Below are 18,383 nucleotides of genomic sequence, written 5' to 3' on the forward strand. Positions count from 1 at the left end.
ACGGCCTCGTACACTCGGTCAATTCGTCGTTTTTAAGGTTGACCGCCTCGTGCTTGCCCGTCTGTTTGCCCTGCCTTGCTGCCTGTTTATCTGCCTGCTGACCCTGCTGCCCATGGCGCCTGCCCACGCCGTGAGCCTGCCGGGGCTGTTGGGCAGCACCAACAAAACCCAGCCGCAAGCCGACGTCCCGCTGGGCCAGTCCCTGGACGAGGTGATCAAGACCCTGGAAAACGACCAGCAGCGCACCAAGCTGCTGACTGACCTGAAAAAGCTCCGGGAAACCACACAAAAAGCCCAGCCCGCCGCCGAACTCGGCGTACTCGGTTTGATCGGTGGCACCCTGTCCAGCCTGGAGCAACAGTTCTCCGGTGCCGACAGCCCGATCAATCGCTGGTCCAGCGAGTTCGACCTGGCCAAGGACGAACTCACCGCACTGATGCTGCCGGCCAGCGAATGGCTGCCGATCATCTTTGCGTTTGCCATGATCCTGATGCTCTGGAGCCTGCTGGCTGCCGTGCTGATCTGGCTCAGCCACCGGGTGCGCGAGCGCTTCGGCCTGACCGAAGAGCTGCCCCAACACCCCAAGACCTGGGACCTGCTGCGCTTTGCCCTGCGCAAGCTCGGCCCGTGGCTGATCGCGCTGGTGATCACCGTCTACATGAGCTACGCACTGCCCTCGTCCCTCGGCAAGTCCCTGGCGATGGTGCTGGCCTACGCGCTGGTGGTGGGCACCTGTTTCTCGGCGATCTGCGTGGTCGCGTTTTCCGTGCTGGATGGTCCGCACCGCCACCGCGCCCTGTACATCCTGCGGCACCAGGCCTTCCGCCCGCTGTGGCTGATCGGCAGCTTTGCCGCCTTTGGCGAGGCTGTCAGCGACCCGCGCCTGGCCGAAAGCCTGGGCCAGCATTTGTCCCATGTCGCCGCGACCATCGCCAATGTCATGGCAGCGCTGTCCACCGGCGTGTTCATCCTGCGTTTCCGCCGGCCCATCGCGCACTTGATCCGCAACCAGCCGCTGTCCCGCCGCCTGACCCGCCGCGCCCTGAGCGACACCATCGAGATCGTCGGCAGCTTCTGGTACCTGCCGGCGTTGCTGCTGGTGGGCATCTCACTGTTCGCCACCTTCGTCTCCGCCGGCGACACCAGCACCGCCTTGCGCCAGTCGTTGTTGTGCACGGTGTTGCTGGTGCTGTGCATGGTGATCAACGGGCTGGTGCGCCGCCACTCCCTCAAGCCACAACGTGGGCACAAGCGCCATGCGCTGTACTCCGATCGCCTGAAAAGCTTCGTCTACACCCTCGCTCACCTGGTGGTGTGGCTGGTGTTTATCGAACTGGGCCTGCGGGTCTGGGGCCTGTCGCTGATCCGCTTTACCGAAGGCGACGGCCATGAAATCAGCGTCAAGCTGTTCGGCCTCGCGGGCACCTTGCTGTTCGCGTGGCTGATCTGGATCCTCAGCGACACGGCCATCCACCACGCCCTCACCCGCTCGCGCAAAGGCCTGGCCAATGCGCGGGCACAGACGATGATGCCGTTGATTCGCAACGTGCTGTTCGTGACCATCTTCATCATCGCCGCCATCGTCGCCCTGGCGAACATGGGCATGAACGTCACGCCACTGCTGGCGGGTGCCGGTGTGATCGGTTTGGCCATCGGTTTTGGTGCGCAGTCGCTGGTGGCGGATTTGATCACCGGCCTGTTCATCATTATCGAAGACTCCCTGGCGATTGATGACTACGTGGACGTCGGCGGCCACCTGGGCACCGTGGAAGGCTTGACCATTCGTACGGTACGCCTGCGGGACATCGACGGCATCGTGCACACGATTCCGTTCAGTGAAATCAAAAGCATCAAGAACTACTCCCGGGAGTTCGGCTACGCGATCTTCCGGGTGGCGATTCCGTACAACATGGAAATCGACGACGCCATCAAGCTGATGCGCGACGTCGGGCAGAAGATGCGCAACGACCCGCTGCAGCGGCGCAACATCTGGTCGCCGCTGGAGATTCAGGGTGTAGAAAGTTTCGAGTCCGGCAGTGCGATTCTTCGCGCCCGCTTCAAGACCGCGCCGATCAAGCAGTGGGAGGTTTCGCGGGCATTCAACCTGTCGCTCAAGCGTCACCTGGATGAGGCCGGGCTGGACCTGGCCACCCCACGCTTGAGCGTGCAAGTGGTGACGGCGGCGGGAGGCGTGCAGGAGAAAGAATAAACGCTGCCCGGACGACGTCAGGATCAACAACAATAATCATGGAGAGTCCTTATGCGTTTGACCGGTCTTACACACCAATGGGTATTCGGCCTGCTGTGCGGTGTCGCCAGCAGCGCGGTCATCGCCGCCAGCAGCGGCCAGGACAGTGCCCGTGAAACCATCGCCGCCCAGGCGAAAGTGCTGGAACCGGCCTTGCTGGAAACCCGGCGCGACATCCACGCCCATCCTGAACTGGGCAACACCGAACATCGCACCGCGGAGCTGGTGGCCACGCAACTGCGGGAAATGGGGCTGGAGGTCAAGACAGGCGTTGCCCGCACGGGCGTAGTCGCCGTCCTCAAAGGCGCCCTGCCAGGCCCGATCGTTGCCTTGCGCGCCGACATGGATGCGCTGCCGGTCAAGGAAGTGTCCGGCCTGCCCTTCGCCTCGAAGGCCAAGGGCGTGTACCTCGATAAAGAAGTCGACGTGATGCACGCCTGCGGCCACGACGCCCACACCGCCATCCTGCTCAGCACGGCGAAAATTCTGACTGGCATGCGTGATCGCCTGCCGGGCACCGTGGTGTTTTATTTCCAGCCGGCTGAAGAAGGCCCGAGCGACTTTATCCCCGACGGCAAGAACACCTGGGGCGCGAAAATGATGGTGCAGGAAGGCGTGATGAAATCGCCCAAGCCGGATGCGGTGTTTGGCCTTCACGTGTGGGCCGGGGTGCCTGCGGGGCAGATCGCCTATCGGCCGGGGCCGACCCTGGCCAGCTCGGATGACCTGCGGATCAAGATCCTCGGCAAACAGACCCATGCCGGACGGCCGTGGGATGGGATCGACCCGATTACCGTGGGCGCGCAGGCGATTGTGGGGCTGCAGACGGTGGTCAGCCGGCGTACCGATATTTCTTCGTTCCCGGCGGTGGTCAGTATCGGCACCATCAACGGTGGCACGCGGTACAACATCATTCCCGAGTCGGTGGATATGAGTGGGACCATTCGGTCCTACGACTATGGCATTCGCCAGAAGCTGCATGCGGATGTGCGCCAGACCGTCGAGAAAATCGCCGAGAGTGGTGGGGCCAAGGCTGAGGTTACGATCATTGAGAAGTACGATCCGACCATCAACAACCCGGCGCTGACCGAGAAGATGCTGCCGAGTTTGCGTTGGGCGGCGAATGGCGACGTAGTGAATGCCCCGTTAGTGGGAGGGGCTGAGGACTTTTCGTTTTACGCCAAGGAAGCGCCGGGGTTGTTTGTGTTTCTGGGGGTGACGCCTAGGGATCAGGACATGAGCAAGGCGGCGCCGAATCATAATCCGGGGTTCTTTGTGGATGAGTCGGCGTTGGTGGTTGGGGTTCGGACGTTGGCTTCGTTGGCGACTGATTATTTGTATGCCAATGCGGGGGATTGAGGGCATATCCGTTATCTAGGTTATGGCCACTATTGGTTCCGCTCTTACAGCGGCTCACTTTTGAATAGCGCAAAAGTAAGCAAAACGCTCTTGCCCCACCACTCGGCACCTCGCTAATGCTCGGTGTGCCCTCACTCCGGCAGCACGAAGCGGGCCGCCGCGACGGGGCGTCCCTGCCCCGTCGCGGCTAAACCGGCGTCCTGCCGGTTTACCCGCTCCGTACTACCTGCGTTCGGCCAGCGTGGTTTAACGGGGCGCCTAAGATCAAGATCAAAAGCAGATCAACAGCACAGCGGCCTACAGGCCGGCTTGAGTGGTGTGAAGCAAAGGCAAAATCAAAATCAAAAGCCAGAGCGGGCACGGTCAAAAATGTGGGAGCTGGCTTGCCTGCGATAGCATCGCCTCGGTGTACCTGAGAGACCGAGTTGCCTGCATCGCAGGCAAGCCAGCTCCCACAGAAAAGCAGAGCTGCATCAGTTTCAGATTTGGTTTTGGTTTTGGCTTTGGCTTTGGCTTTTGATCCGGCTTCTACCACTCAAGCCGGCCTGTAGGCCGCTGTGCTCTTGCTTTTGATCTTGATCTGGCTCTGACTGCCCCAATAAGCCCGAGGCCGAACGCAGGTGGTGCGGAGCGGGTAAACCGGCAGGACGCCGGTTTAGCCGCGCTGGGCCAAGGATGGCCCATCGCGGCGGCCCGCGGAGCAGCGCCGGAGTGAGGGAACACCGAGCCTTAGCGAGGTGCCGACAGGCGGGGCAGAGCCCTTTGCTTACTTTGGGCTGGGCCGGCATTCCGGCTTTTCCAAAGTGAGCCGCTGTAAGAGCGGAACCATAAGTAGCCGTTACCGCAGAAATGGATATGTACGCGGTCAACGGGTCAACGGGTCAACGGGTCAAACCACATCCACCCCAACATGAATCGCATCATGCCGCCAAAACTCCAGATCACAATCAATCAACCGCTCATGCTGATCATAATTAACCCGGGCAATCCGCAACCCCGGGCTCCCCACCGACACCCTCAACGCCGCCGCCGCCTCAACCTGCAATGACGTCGGCACAATCTCAAACCGCACCCGCCCGTAGTGCAAGTCATACACCCGCGCATACAACTCCGTAATCGACTGATTCAAATCACACTCCAGAATCCCCGGAAAGTACTGCGGGTTCAGATAGTGCTCCACATACAACACCAACCGCCCATCAATCCTGCGCCCCCGGCAAATCTGGATCACGCTGGACAACGCCGGCAACTGCAACCACGCACACACCGACGCCGAAGCCGGCTGCAACCGCGCCGAGATCACCTCGGTCGACGGCACCCGCCCCTGCGCACTCACCATCGCGTGAAAATGACTGCGCTGCATCAGGTTGTAGGCAAGCCTGGGCGGCGACACAAACCACCCCCGCCGCTCCTCGCGATAAATCTGCCCTTGGGCCTCAAGTTGTAACAAGGCTTCCCGCACCGTGATCCGGGTGGTACCAAACAACTCGCTGAGCTTGCGCTCGGCCGGCAGCTTACTGGCAGGCGCCAACAACCCATGGTCGATCTGCTCTTGCAGCGCCAGGCCAATGGTTGTCACCGCTTTGGTTGCCTCATCACGCATCAACGTTACCTATCTGGACTAGACCAGCACTATTCAGGTGCACAAAACGCCCTCTAAACGCGCCTCTGCTGTTGCGTGCAAGCCTAGGCATTGCACATGACCGACAGATGACAGCGCCCCGCGACGTCCTGCCACAAGACCTGCAATACATCGGCCAAGTCCAAGGCTTCCGGGCGGTTGGGCATGGTCTACGCTTACCCGGCGATCCCCCGTCCAGGCCAACAAAAAACGACATCGACATGAAACTGTCATCCGCCAAGCCTAAATTGGCTCAGGTATTGCTGACCTAGACCAACACCACCGCAAACGTCGATAAAAACGCAGCGTTGAAAACGCCCAAAGGAGCTTCGGATGAAACAGCTTTTCCTGGCATCACTGTTAGGCTCGACCATTGCCATGTGCACCGCCGCCATGGCTGCTGATACCGATTTGAAAACCCTTGAAGCCGCCGCGAAAGCGGAAGGCGCCGTCAACAGCGTCGGCATGCCCGATGACTGGGCCAACTGGAAAGGCACCTGGGAAGACCTGGCCAAGATCTACGGCCTCAAGCACATCGACACCGACATGAGCTCGGCCCAGGAAGTCGCCAAGTTTGCGGCGGAGAAAGACAACGCCAGCGCCGACATCGGCGACGTCGGTGCTGCCTTCGGCCCGATCGCGGTAAAACAGGGCGTGACCCAACCGTACAAACCGACCACCTGGGCACAAGTCCCGGATTGGGCGAAAGACAAAGACGGTAACTGGGCGCTGGCCTACACCGGCACCATCGCGTTTATCGTCAACAAAAAGCTGCTGCACGGCTCTGAAGCCCCGAAAAGCTGGGCTGACCTGAAGACCGGCAAATACAAGGTTTCCATCGGTGACGTGAGCACCGCCGCCCAGGCTGCCAACGGCGTACTCGCCGCAGCACTGGCCAACGGTGGCGACGAGAAAAACATTCAGCCTGCACTGCTGATGTTCGCCGACATCGCCAAGCAAGGCCGCCTGTCGCTGGCCAACCCGACCATCGCCACCATGGAAAAAGGCGAAGTGGAAGTGGGCGTGGTCTGGGACTTCAACGGCCTGAGCTACAAAGCCAAGATGGCCAACCCGGATGACTACGTGGTGCTGATCCCGTCGGACGGCTCGGTGATTTCCGGCTACACCACCATCATCAACAAATACGCCAAGCACCCGAACGCCGCCAAGCTGACCCGCGAATACATCTTCAGCGACGCCGGCCAGACCAACCTGGCGCGAGGCAATGCGCGGCCGATTCGTGCCGAGCACCTGACCCTGCCAGCCGACGTGCAGGCCAAGCTGCTGCCGAACGAGCAGTACAAGAAAGTCACGCCGATCAAAGATGCCGACGCTTGGGAGAAGACCTCCAAGGCCCTGCCGCAGAAGTGGCAGGAAGAAGTCATCATCAATATGCAGTAAGAACGCGGCCAGTGTAGGAGCTGGCTTGCCTGCGATAACGGTATGACATTCAGCATTGTTGTCGACTGACACACCGCTATCGCAGGCAAGCCAGCTCCCACATTTCACCCGGTTCCAACCGAAAAAACCGAGTCAAGCCAATCTGTTGCGGAGCCCCAGCCCCTATGAAGCACAACGTCATCCTTGTCGTGCTCGACGGCCTGAATTACGAGGTTGCCCGACACGCCATGGGGCACTTGCAGGCCTATGTCGGCGCAGGACGCGCAGCACTCTACAAACTGGAATGTGAACTGCCGGCCCTGTCCCGGCCACTGTACGAATGCATCCTCACCGGCGTCCCGCCGATCGAGAGCGGCATCGTCCACAACAACGTCTCGCGCCTGTCCAACCAGCGCAGCATTTTCCATTACGCCAGCGACGCCGGTTTATCCACAGCGGCGGCGGCTTATCACTGGGTCAGCGAGTTGTATAACCGCAGCCCTTTCATCGCTGCCCGTGACCGTCATACCAACGACCCGGCACTGGCGATCCAGCACGGGCATTTCTACTGGAATGACCATTACCCGGACTCGCACCTGTTTGCCGACGCCGAAAGCCTGCGCCTCAACCACGTGCCGAATTTCCTGGTGGTGCACCCGATGAACATCGACGACGCCGGCCACAAGCACGGCCTCGATACCCCGCAGTACCGTAACAGCGCGCGCTCGGCCGACATCATCCTGGCCGACTACCTGCAAGGCTGGCTCGACGCCGGTTACCAGGTGTTGGTAACGGCAGACCACGGCATGAACAACGACCGTTCCCACAACGGCCTGTTGCCGGAAGAACGGGAAGTGCCGCTGTTTGTGCTGGGGAATGCCTTCAGCCTCGATGCCCACGCCACACCCAAACAGACCGAGCTGTGCGGCACCGTCTGCGAGCTGCTGGGTGTGCCCCACGACAAACCTGTATGCCGGGAGCTGTTGAAGTGAATTCAGTAATCCGCGGCAAATGGCTGGCCGCCCTGTGCCTGGTGCCCTTCGCCCTCTTCTTTATCGTGTTCGAGATCGCACCGCTGTTCTGGGTACTGGTCAGCAGCCTGCAATCGGAAGAGTTCGGTTGGGGCCTGGCCAACTTCAGCAAGATCGCCAATTCGAAGTTCTACCTGCAGGCCATCCAGTACAGCCTGGAGATCAGTTTCTACTCCAGCGTGTTCGGGATCATCATCGCAGTACTGGGCAGTTACTCGCTGCGCCGCGTGGATGGCCCGCTACGCAACTTCGTGACCGCCTTCGCCAACATGACCAGCAACTTTGCCGGCGTGCCCCTGGCCTTCGCCTTCATCATCCTGCTGGGGTTCAACGGCAGCATCACCATCATGCTCAAGCAGGCCGGGATCATTCAGGACTTCAACCTGTACTCCAAGACCGGCCTGATCATCCTTTATACCTACTTCCAGATTCCCCTTGGCGTGCTGCTGCTCTACCCGGCGTTTGACGCGCTGCGCGAAGACTGGCGCGAATCGGCTTCGTTGCTCGGCGCGGATGGCTGGCAATACTGGCGGCATATCGGCTTGCCAGTGCTGACCCCGGCGCTGCTGGGCACGTTCGTGATCCTGCTGGCCAACGCCCTCGGCGCCTACGCCACGGTGTACGCGCTGACCACCGGCAACTTCAACGTACTGCCGATCCGCATCGCGGCGATGGTCTCCGGCGATATTTCCCTGGACCCGAACATGGCCAGCGCCCTGGCCGTGGTGCTGGTGGCGCTGATGACCGTGGTGACCGTGGTCCATCAACTGCTGCTCAAGAGGAGCTACCATGTCTCGCGCTGAACCTGGCTCGGCCGCCCTCTACCACCGGGTAGTGGTGTACCTGTTGTTTGCGATCCTGGTACTGCCTCTGCTCGGCACCCTGGTCTACTCCATCGCCAGCAGCTGGTCGGCGACCATCCTGCCTTCCGGCTTTACCTTCAAGTGGTACATCCAGCTGTGGAGTGACCCGCGCTTCCTGAATGCCTTTGGCCAGTCATTGCTGGTGTGTGTGGGTGCGTTGATTTTGTCGGTGGTGCTGATCCTGCCGCTGCTGTTTGTGGTGCATTACCACTTCCCCAAACTCGACGCCCTGATGAACATTTTGATCCTGCTGCCCTTCGCGGTGCCGCCGGTGGTGTCGTCGGTGGGACTGCTGCAACTCTACGGGTCGGGGCCGTTTGCGATGGTGGGTACGCCGTGGATTCTGATCGGTTGCTACTTCACCGTGGCATTGCCGTTCATGTACCGGGCGATCACCAACAACCTGCAAGCGATCAACCTGCGCGACCTGATGGACGCCGCCCAACTGCTCGGCGCCAGCACCTTCCAGGCGGCGTTCCTGGTGGTGCTGCCCAACCTGCGCAAGGGCCTGATGGTGGCGTTGCTGCTTTCGTTCTCGTTCCTGTTCGGCGAGTTCGTGTTCGCCAACATCCTGGTGGGTACTCGCTACGAGACCTTGCAGGTGTACCTCAACAATATGCGTAACAGCAGCGGCCACTTCACCAGTGCCCTGGTGATCTCCTATTTCTTCTTTGTGCTGGTGCTGACCTGGGCCGCCAACATCTTGAACAAGGACAAAAGCCAATGAGCTTCGTCAGCGTCCAACACCTGCAAAAAGGTTACGCCGGCACGCCGGTCTTCAGCGACATCAACTGCGAGATCGCCAAGGGCGAATTCGTCACCCTGCTCGGCCCGTCCGGCTGCGGCAAGTCCACGCTGCTGCGCTGCATCGCCGGCCTGACCTCGGTAGACAGCGGGAAAATCCTGCTGGACGGCCAGGACATCGTCCCGCTGAGCCCGCAGAAACGAAATATCGGCATGGTGTTCCAGAGCTACGCGCTGTTCCCCAACATGACCGTGGAACAGAACGTCGCCTTCGGCCTGCGCATGCAGAAGGTCAATGCCGACGACAGCCACAAGCGCGTACAGGAAGTGCTGCAACTGGTGGAGTTGAAAGAGCTCGCCGGGCGCTACCCGCACCAGATGTCCGGCGGCCAGTGCCAGCGCGTGGCCCTCGCCCGCTCCCTGGTGACACGCCCGCGCCTGCTGTTGCTGGATGAGCCGTTGTCGGCCCTCGATGCGCGGATTCGCAAGCACCTGCGTGAACAGATCCGCCAGATCCAGCGTGAGCTGGGCCTGACCACCATCTTCGTGACCCATGACCAGGAAGAAGCCCTGACCATGTCCGACCGGATCTTCCTGATGAACCAGGGCAAGATCGTACAGAGCGGCGATGCGGAGACCCTCTACACCGCGCCAGTGGATGTGTTCGCCGCCGGGTTTATCGGCAACTACAACCTGCTGGACGCCGACAAGGCCAGCAAACTGTTGCAGCGCCCGATCACCGGGCGCATCGCCATTCGCCCGGAAGCCATCGAGCTCAGCCGCAGCGGCGAGCTGGACGCCCTGGTGCGCAGCCACAGCCTGTTGGGCAACGTGATCCGTTACCGCATCGAAGCGCGCGGCGTGGAATTGGTGGTCGATGTACTCAACCGTTCGGCCGACGATCTGCACCCGGACGGCCAGCGATTGGCACTTTCCATCGACCCAAGTGCGTTGTGTGAAGTAGCCTGACGCACGATTTATTTGAGAGAGCGTGACAGATGGCTTTGGTAATTTTTGATCTGGACGACACCCTGATCCATGGCGACTGCGCCACCCTGTGGAGCGAGCAGATGGGCCGCCTGGGCTGGGTGGATGGCGAGTCGTTCATGCGCAGGAACGACGAACTGATGGCGGCCTACAGCCGCGGCGAACTGGCCATGGAAGATTTCATGGACTTCAGCCTGGAGCCGATGATCGGCCGCACGCCAGAAGAAATCGAGCACCTTGTAGAGCCTTGGGTGGAAGACGTTATCGAGCCGCTGATCTACAGCGAAGCCACCAAGACCATCGCCCGGCACCGCCAGAATGGCGACCGGATCCTGGTGATTTCCGCCTCGGGTACGCACCTGGTCAAGCCGATTGCGGCGCGGATCGGCATTGATGAAGTGTTGGGGATTGAGCTGGACGTCGCCCACGGGGTGTACAGCGGCAAGACCACCGGTGTACTGACGTACCGCGAGGGCAAGATCACTCGCCTGATGGAATGGCTGGAGCAGGAAGGCGAGCACCTTGATGGCGCCTACTTCTACTCGGATTCGCGCAATGACTTGCCGCTGTTGCTGAAGGTTGAGAACCCGCAGGTGGTTAATCCGGACCCGGTGTTGCGTGCTCATGCTGAACAGGCTGGGTGGCCGATTCATCATTGGGTCTGAGACTTTGCGCTGTTTTGAGGTGAGTGCATATCCGTTATTTAGGTAACGGCCGCTTAGGGTTCCGCTCTTACAGCGGGTCACTTTGGAAAAGCCCCAAAGTAACCAAAGGGCTCTGCCCCGCCTGTCGGCACCTCGCCTAGGCTCGGTGTTCCCTCACTCCGGCATTGCTCCGCGGGCCGCCGCGACGGCCCGTCCCTGGCCCGTCGCGGCTAAACCGGCGTCCTGCCGGTTTACCCGCTCCTCAATCCCTGCGTTCGGCCTCGGGCTGAATGGGGCAGTCAGAGCCAGATCAAGATCAAAAGCAAGAGCAAGAGCACAGCGGCCTACAGGCCGGCTTGAGTGGTAGAAGCCAGAGCAAAAGCCAAAGCGAAAACCAAATCTGAAACGGATGCAGCTCTGCTTTTCTGTGGGAGCTGGCTTGCCTGCGATGCAGACAACTCGGTCTTTCAGGTACACCCAGTTGATGCGATCGCAGGCAAGCCAGCTCCCACATTTGACCGTGCCCGCTGTAGATTTTGATCTTGATGTTGCCTTTGCTTCACACCACTCAAGCCGGCCTGTAGGCCGCTGTGCTGTTGATCTGCTTTTGATCTTGATCTTAGGCGCCCCGTTAAACCACGCTGGCCGAACGCAGGTAGTACGGAGCGGGTAAACCGGCAGGACGCCGGTTTAGCCGCGACGGGGCAGGGACGCCCCGTCGCGGCGGCCCGCGGAGTAGTACCGGAGTGAGGGCACACCGAGCATTAGCGAGGTGCCGAGTGGTGGGGCAAGAGCGTTTTGCTTACTTTTGCGCTGTTCAAAAGTGAGCCGCTGTAAGAGCGGAACCCATATCAGCAACAGCCCAAATAACGGATATGCACCCAGCCCAACTCAACCCCAACACAAATGATGCATCTGAAATCAGGTCAGACTCTCGTCGATCACCAACACCAGCTTCCCGGAAATCTGATTGGTCGCCAGCTCCGCAAACGCAGCCTCGGCATCCTTGATAGGAAATGTCTTGGCCAGTTGCGGACTCAAACGGCCCTCGGCAAACAACGGCCATACATGCTGGCTCAAGTCACTGAACAGGTCAGCCTTGAACTGATCATCCCGGCTACGCAACGTCGACCCCAACACCTGCACACGCTTGGCCAACACCTGCGCCAGGTCGAGCTGCGCCTCACGGCCGCCCATCAACCCAATCAACACCCAACGCCCATCACGAGCCGCAAGTTTCAGGTTCAGCGCCGCGTAGTTGCCACCCACCGGGTCGAGAATCACATCGAACGGGCCAAAGTCGCTCAGGCCCTCGATGCCGTCGGTACGTACCACACCGCCCTGGGCTCCCAGCGCTTCACAGTAGGCCAGGCGATCCGCCGAGCCGACGCTGACCCAGCACGGGCTGCCAAATGCCTTGCACAGCTGGATCGCCGCCGAGCCCACGCCGCTGGCGCCGGCATGCAACAACACCTTCTCGCCGGGCTTGAGGCCCGCCAACTGAAACAGGTTCAGCCACGCGGTGCTGTACACCTCAGGCAACCCGGCCGCTTCGGCCAGGGACACGCCTTCCGGCACCGGCAGCACATGACGGGCATCCACCACCACTTCCTCGGCCATCCCGCCGCCGGCCAGCAGGGCGCAAACCCGGTCACCCACCTGCCACGACGAACCGGCGCCGACTTCGCTGATCACCCCGGAACACTCCAGGCCCAGCACCTGGCTCGCGCCGGGAGGCGGAGGATAGAGCCCCGAACGCTGTAATAAATCGGCCCGATTCAGGCCCGCAGCCGCCACACGAATGCGTACTTGGCCTACATCACATGTAGGACTCGGCTCTTCTTGCCACTCCACATGACCTTCAACGCCTTGCAATGCTTTCACAGTGCCTCCATAGTGAGTCTGGACTGAGCCCGTTGCTGTAGCGCCGGGCTTTTTGCATTATGCGACCGGCCCATATGGAACCGGCGACTTCAAAGACGGCCTAATATGCGTTATCAATTGCCCCCGCGTCGAATCAGCATGAAGCATTTGTTCCCCAGCACCGCCCTCGCTCTTTTTATCGGTATCGGCCTTTTGCCGCTATCGAGCAATACGTTCGCAGCCAACAGCTGGGACAACCTTCAGCCTGATCGCGATGAGGTGATTGCGAGCCTTAACGTCGTTGAGTTGCTCAAGCGCCACCATTACAGCAAGCCGCCGCTGGACGACGCTCGCTCGGTGATCATTTACGACAGCTACCTCAAGCTGCTGGATCCCTCGCGCAGCTATTTCCTGGCCAGCGACATCACCGAGTTCGACAAGTGGAAGACGCAGTTTGACGACTTCCTCAAGAGCGGCGACCTGCAGCCCGGCTTCACCATCTACAAGCGCTACCTGGACCGCGTCAAGGCGCGCCTGGACTTCGCCATTGGTGAGCTGAACAAGGGCGTCGACAAATTCGATTTCACCAAGAAAGAGACCTTGCTGGTTGACCGCAAGGACGCTCCTTGGCTGACCACCGAAGCCGAGCTGGACGACCTGTGGCGCAAGCGCGTCAAGGATGAAGTCCTGCGCCTGAAGATTGCCGGCAAAGAGCCGAAGGCCATTCAGGAACTGTTGACCAAGCGCTACAAGAATCAGCTGGCACGTCTGGACCAGACCCGTGCCGAAGATATCTTCCAGGCCTACATCAACACCTTCGCAATGTCCTACGACCCGCACACCAATTATCTGTCGCCAGATAACGCGGAAAATTTCGATATCAACATGAGTCTGTCGCTGGAAGGCATCGGTGCCGTCCTGCAAAGCGATAACGACCAGGTGAAAATCGTGCGTCTGGTGCCGGCAGGTCCGGCCGACAAGACCAAGCAGGTCGCTCCGGCCGACAAGATCATCGGTGTGGCCCAGGCCGACAAAGAGATGGTCGACGTGGTCGGCTGGCGTCTGGACGAAGTGGTCAAGCTGATCCGCGGGCCGAAAGGCAGCGTGGTGCGCCTGGAAGTGATTCCGCACACCAACGCACCGAACGACCAGACCAGCAAAATCGTTTCGATTACTCGCGAAGCGGTGAAACTGGAAGACCAGGCGGTCAAGAAGTCGATCCTGAACCTCAAGCAGGATGGCAAGGACTACAAGCTGGGCGTGATTGAAATCCCCGCCTTCTACCTGGACTTCAAAGCGTTCCGCGCCGGTGATCCGGACTACAAGAGCACCACCCGCGACGTCAAGAAACTGCTGACCGAGCTGCAGAAAGACAAAGTCGACGGCGTGGTCATCGACCTGCGCAACAACGGCGGCGGCTCCCTGCAGGAAGCCACCGAGCTGACCAGCCTGTTTATCGACAAGGGTCCGACCGTGCTGGTGCGTAACGCTGACGGCCGTGTGGACGTGCTGGAAGACGAGAACCCGGGTGCCTTCTACAAAGGGCCAATGGCGTTGCTGGTCAACCGCCTCTCGGCGTCCGCTTCGGAGATTTTTGCCGGCGCGATGCAGGACTACCACCGCGCGCTGATCATCGGTGGCCAGACCTTCGGCAAAGGCACCGTGCAGACCATCCAGCCGCTGAACCATGGCGAGCTGAAACTGACCCTGGCCAAGTTCTACCGGGTTTCCGGGCAGAGCACCCAGCATCAGGGCGTACTGCCGGATATCGACTTCCCGTCGATCATCGACACCAAGGAAATCGGCGAGAGCGCCCTGCCCGAGGCGATGCCGTGGGACACCATCCGTCCTGCGATCAAGCCGGCGGTGGACCCGTTCAAACCGTACGTGGCGCAGTTGAAAACTGATCACGAAGCCCGCTCCGCCAAGGATGCCGAGTTCATCTTTATCCGCGACAAATTGGCCCTGGCCAAGAAGTTGATGGAAGAGAAAACCGTCAGCCTCAACGAAGCCGACCGTCGTGCGCAGCACACCGACATCGAGAATCAGCAACTGGTGCTGGAGAACGCCCGCCGCAAGGCCAAAGGCGAAGCTCCACTCAAGGAACTGAAGAAAGAAGACGAAGACGCGATCGCCGCCGAGCCTGATAAAACCAAGCCGGAAGATGATGCCTACCTGAGCGAGACCGGGCGCATCCTGCTGGATTACTTGAAAATCAGTAAGACGGTGGCCAAGCAGTAAATGATGGCGATTTAATGTGAACGCTCCCCGGAGTGTCATCAAATAGACATCATTCTGTCGTGAAATGAAGGACCTGCTTAAGCAGGTCCTTTTTTTTCGACCAGAGAAAATCATGACCATGACCGAACAGCTGAACGCATTGGGCTCAATCCTGGCTCAAGGCAGTTTGCACAGTCTGTTCCAACCGATCATTTCCCTGTCCGAACGACGTATCGTCGGCTACGAAGCCCTCAGTCGCGGCCCGTCCAACAGCCCGCTGCACTCCCCCATTGCACTGTTCTCCGTGGCCCGTCACGCCGGGCGCCTCAGTGAACTGGAGATGCTTTGCCGGGAAAGTGCCTGCCGGCGTTTCAGCGACCAGAAACTGCCGGGCAAGCTGTTCCTCAACGTCTCGCCTGAGTCCCTGCTGGAAACCGCCCACCAGCCCGGCCGTACCCTGCAACTGCTCAGTGACTTCGGCATCCCGCCCAGCCAGGTGGTGATCGAACTGACCGAGCAAACCCCGACCGACGATTTTCAACTGCTGCAAACTGCGCTACATCATTACCGCGCCATGGGTTTTTCGATTGCCCTGGATGACCTGGGCGCCGGCTATTCCAGCCTGCGGCTGTGGTCGGAGCTGCGCCCGGACTACGTGAAGATCGATCGGCACTTTATCGACGGCATCCACCAGGACGCCCTCAAGCGCGAGTTTGTCGGCTCCATTCTGCAAATCGCCAAGGCCTCCCGGGCACAAGTCATCGCCGAAGGAATCGAACTACCGGAAGAGCTGGCGGTGCTCACCGAGATGGGCGTCGACCTGGTGCAGGGCTACCTGCTCTGCCGCCCTCAGGAACATCCGCCGCAGGAAGCGCGGTTGATGCTGCCCAAGCCCGACAGCGCGAACGTCGCCCTGAACGACGAAGGCAGCGACCTCAGCGCCCTGCTCAACGAACAACCGGCCGTGGGCCAGCACACCGCCACGGCGCAGGTGCTGGAAGCCTTCCGCCGCCAGGCCAACCTCAACTCTCTGGCGGTGCTGGATGAGCGTGGCCATCCGATCGGTATCGTGCACCGGCACTCGTTGTCGGACGCACTGCTTAAGCCATTCGCCACCGACCTGTTCGCCCGCAAACCCATCAGCCGCTTGATGAGTGATGACTTCCTTGCCGTGGAACTGAGCCAGTCCTTGCAGCAAGTCAGCCGCCTGCTCACCAGCCGTGCACGCCAGCGGATCGAGGAAGACTTCATCATCACCCTCAACGGCGATTACCTGGGACTGGGCCGGGTGATCGATGTGCTCAAGCTGATTACCGAGCTGAAAATCCAACAGGCGCGTTATGCCAACCCGCTGACCTTGCTGCCGGGCAACGTACCGATCCAGCAGTGCCTGACACGGTTGTTGCAGCAACAGCGTGAGTCGGTGATCTGCTACGTGGATATCGACAGCTTCAAACCGTTCAACGATATCTACGGCTATGGCCGGGGCGATGAGGTGCTGCTGTGCCTGGCGCAATGCCTGAACGACCGGGTAGACCCCAGCCGCGACTTTGTCGGGCATATCGGCGGTGATGACTTTTTGCTGGTGCTGGGGCCGCAGGATTGGCGCAAGCGGCTTAACCAGTTGCTGGACGACTTCCATACCCAGTGCCGGCGTTTCTATCGCAGCGAACACGTGGACGCGGGGTGTTTTGTCGCGTTGAACCGCCAGGGAGTGCGCCAGGAATTTGCGTTGCTGTCGCTGTCGATCGGCGTGGTGCACTTATATCCACAGGCCTGTGGACAACTCGATGCCAGCCAGTTGGCGGAACTGGCCTCCCAGGCCAAGCACCACGCAAAAAACGTGGCGGGCTACAGCATTCATGTGATCGACAGTCTGCAGCTGGAAGAGCCGGAATCCCTGTAGCAGCGGCGTGCGCCTAAGCTTCGGCAGACTCGGGATAATCGTACTCAAACACCCGCACCACTTCCGATGCGTGCCACGACGCGGCGGCCACGCCATCGGACGGCCCGCAGAAGCGTCCAAGACGCTCCACACACTCAAAGAATCCGGTACGTGGCAGGCGGCTCGCCCCCTGGCTGATCACCAGGGAACTGCGCAGCGGCTGGTCGGCCTTGGCATCCAGCGCCGCCAGGTGTTCCAGCGCGGCCGTCAGGGTTTGCATGGCTGGCGTGGGAAATTGCAGGCGCTCCAGCAAGGCGCGGTACGTCAAGAGGTGGCGCTGTCGGCGCGCCTGGTCAAGTTCGTTGATTAACCCATCCCAATGTTGACGGCTGATGCGTACGCTCACGTTTCGTCCCTCCAACCTGCAACGCCCAATTCCCAAGCCAGGCTGCGGCGGATGGCAGCGTCCGGCTGGCGTTCACCACTTTCGATCAAGCCCAGGTAAGACGGGCTGATGCCCACTGTGCGTGCCAATGTCTCGATGGCCAGGCCCTTGGCCTCGCGCAGGCTTCGCAGCTGCTCCAGGGGGCGCAGATCCGGTTCGGCAGCGGTTTGGCTAATGGTCGAAGCAGGAGGTGTCGGCTGTTGTTGACCGGCGGCTTTTAGCAGCGCCTGGTACTGAGCCCATGGCAGAACCGCGTACTCGGGTTCGCCATCCTTTGTAATTATCTGAATATCCATGACTGCCCCGTAGGATCACAACACTTACTTCGTAAGTACTTTCCTTAGGAGTGTAATCCTAACAGCCACAAAGAGCGCAGGGGGATATTCGCAAGGTTCAGTTTTTTTGCGGATTTTCTTGAGCGAGCAGCTGAGGCGTCGCAGGAAGGCGCTCAACCACTGCGAGCTTTTCGGGGCGCTGACGCTCGCGCCAGGCACGAAAAGCGCTCAGCTCGCCGTCCAGGGTCTTCATGACCCACGCCAGCACGGCAATGTCATCGAGCATGCCGAACACCGGGATAAAGTCCGGGATCGCGTCAATCGGGCTCAGGAAATACATCAGCCCCGCCACCACCGAAATCAGCGCCTTGGGGCTGATGGCCCGGTACTCGCCGCGCCAGTAGGCCAGGCACAAAGCCTGCAGCAGCTTGAGGTCGTCCTTGAGCTTGCCCAGCCGGTTGCCCTGGCTCGAACCTTTAGCCGCCACCGCGAACAGCAGCGTAGGCAGGCGCCCGCGGCCGAGCAGGCGAGCGGCCATCGGCAGGAAGCGGGTGAAATTAAACGGCGCTTTCATCGTCACTCCAGTTCCAGGCAACAGAAAAGGTTATCCACACAAATTGTGGATAACCTTGTGAACAGAGCCCATTTTCCAGCCTGAAAGCCACGTAATACAAGGCCTACAGTCAGATCGGGCGTTTTTTGCGCACATAAAAAAAACCCAAGAATTCATTGACTTGAAGTTGATCTGCGTCTACCCGTGCTCGAGTCTTTTATCAGACTGCTCTAGACCGCAGGGGTTCGGTTGGATGCGGGCTGGA

General features: G+C 60.4%; 15 protein-coding genes. 10 read left to right on the forward strand and 5 right to left on the reverse strand.

What is annotated here, in order from left to right; translation table 11 throughout:
- The first annotated feature begins 49 nt into the window (after positions 1–49).
- A complete protein-coding gene (locus tag JFV30_RS19300; protein ID WP_010166450.1) occupies positions 50–2,209 on the forward strand; it encodes a mechanosensitive ion channel family protein in 2,160 nt (719 codons plus the stop codon).
- Positions 2,210–2,260: 51 nt separating this feature from the next.
- Positions 2,261–3,607, forward strand: a complete 1,347-nt coding sequence (locus JFV30_RS19305) for an amidohydrolase (protein ID WP_201124946.1) — start codon at positions 2,261–2,263, stop codon at positions 3,605–3,607.
- An 889-nt stretch (positions 3,608–4,496) separates the two neighbouring features.
- On the opposite strand, the gene JFV30_RS19310 is transcribed toward JFV30_RS19305, so the two are convergent.
- Complete coding sequence (locus JFV30_RS19310; protein WP_201124947.1) at positions 4,497–5,210, reverse strand: UTRA domain-containing protein; 714 nt, start codon at positions 5,208–5,210, stop codon at positions 4,497–4,499.
- Between the two features lie 351 nt (positions 5,211–5,561).
- On the opposite strand from JFV30_RS19310, the gene JFV30_RS19315 reads away from it, so the two are divergent.
- The 6 genes from JFV30_RS19315 (at position 5,562) to JFV30_RS19340 (ending at position 10,898) form a co-directional block, all read left to right on the forward strand.
- The gene (locus JFV30_RS19315) at positions 5,562–6,629 is read left to right on the forward strand and encodes an ABC transporter substrate-binding protein (protein WP_010166444.1); all 1,068 of its coding nucleotides are present in this window, start codon (positions 5,562–5,564) and stop codon (positions 6,627–6,629) included.
- A 164-nt stretch (positions 6,630–6,793) separates the two neighbouring features.
- Positions 6,794–7,600 carry an alkaline phosphatase family protein gene (locus JFV30_RS19320; RefSeq protein ID WP_201124948.1) on the forward strand — a complete coding sequence of 269 codons (807 nt, stop codon included), beginning with the start codon at positions 6,794–6,796 and terminating at the stop codon, positions 7,598–7,600.
- A complete protein-coding gene (locus tag JFV30_RS19325) occupies positions 7,597–8,442 on the forward strand; it encodes an ABC transporter permease subunit (protein WP_201124949.1) in 846 nt (281 codons plus the stop codon). The genes JFV30_RS19320 and JFV30_RS19325 overlap by 4 nt, the downstream gene beginning before the upstream one ends.
- On the forward strand, positions 8,429–9,229 hold the full coding sequence (locus tag JFV30_RS19330; protein WP_003219747.1) for an ABC transporter permease: 801 nt from the start codon (positions 8,429–8,431) through the stop codon (positions 9,227–9,229). The genes JFV30_RS19325 and JFV30_RS19330 overlap by 14 nt, the downstream gene beginning before the upstream one ends.
- On the forward strand, positions 9,226–10,215 hold the full coding sequence (locus JFV30_RS19335; protein WP_010166440.1) for an ABC transporter ATP-binding protein: 990 nt from the start codon (positions 9,226–9,228) through the stop codon (positions 10,213–10,215). The genes JFV30_RS19330 and JFV30_RS19335 overlap by 4 nt, the downstream gene beginning before the upstream one ends.
- 29 nt (positions 10,216–10,244) lie before the next feature.
- Entirely contained in the window at positions 10,245–10,898 is a 654-nt protein-coding gene (locus tag JFV30_RS19340) for an HAD family hydrolase (protein ID WP_010166439.1), read from the forward strand.
- Positions 10,899–11,798: 900 nt separating this feature from the next.
- On the opposite strand, the gene JFV30_RS19345 is transcribed toward JFV30_RS19340, so the two are convergent.
- Entirely contained in the window at positions 11,799–12,761 is a 963-nt protein-coding gene (locus tag JFV30_RS19345; RefSeq protein ID WP_201124950.1) for a zinc-binding dehydrogenase, read from the reverse strand.
- Positions 12,762–12,899: 138 nt separating this feature from the next.
- Between JFV30_RS19345 and JFV30_RS19350 the strand changes: the two genes are divergently transcribed.
- Together JFV30_RS19350 and JFV30_RS19355 are read left to right on the forward strand one after the other, a co-directional pair.
- Complete coding sequence (locus JFV30_RS19350) at positions 12,900–14,981, forward strand: carboxy terminal-processing peptidase (RefSeq protein ID WP_178120968.1); 2,082 nt, start codon at positions 12,900–12,902, stop codon at positions 14,979–14,981.
- 112 nt (positions 14,982–15,093) lie between these two features.
- Complete coding sequence (locus JFV30_RS19355) at positions 15,094–16,866, forward strand: bifunctional diguanylate cyclase/phosphodiesterase (RefSeq protein WP_085989901.1); 1,773 nt, start codon at positions 15,094–15,096, stop codon at positions 16,864–16,866.
- 13 nt (positions 16,867–16,879) lie between these two features.
- Here the strand turns inward: JFV30_RS19355 and JFV30_RS19360 are convergent, their stop codons facing one another.
- The 3 genes from JFV30_RS19360 to JFV30_RS19370 form a co-directional block, all read right to left on the reverse strand.
- Positions 16,880–17,251 carry a hypothetical protein gene (locus JFV30_RS19360; protein WP_010166435.1) on the reverse strand — a complete coding sequence of 124 codons (372 nt, stop codon included), beginning with the start codon at positions 17,249–17,251 and terminating at the stop codon, positions 16,880–16,882.
- Positions 17,248–17,586 carry a helix-turn-helix domain-containing protein gene (locus tag JFV30_RS19365; protein ID WP_169385880.1) on the reverse strand — a complete coding sequence of 113 codons (339 nt, stop codon included), beginning with the start codon at positions 17,584–17,586 and terminating at the stop codon, positions 17,248–17,250. The genes JFV30_RS19360 and JFV30_RS19365 overlap by 4 nt, the downstream gene beginning before the upstream one ends.
- Positions 17,587–17,683: 97 nt before the next feature.
- Positions 17,684–18,139, reverse strand: a complete 456-nt coding sequence (locus JFV30_RS19370) for a YkvA family protein (protein WP_169385881.1) — start codon at positions 18,137–18,139, stop codon at positions 17,684–17,686.
- Between the last annotated feature and the right edge of the window lie 244 nt (positions 18,140–18,383).

Origin of the sequence: Pseudomonas sp. TH32, from assembly GCF_016650855.1 — a bacterium.
In the GTDB taxonomy this organism is placed as follows: domain Bacteria; phylum Pseudomonadota; class Gammaproteobacteria; order Pseudomonadales; family Pseudomonadaceae; genus Aquipseudomonas.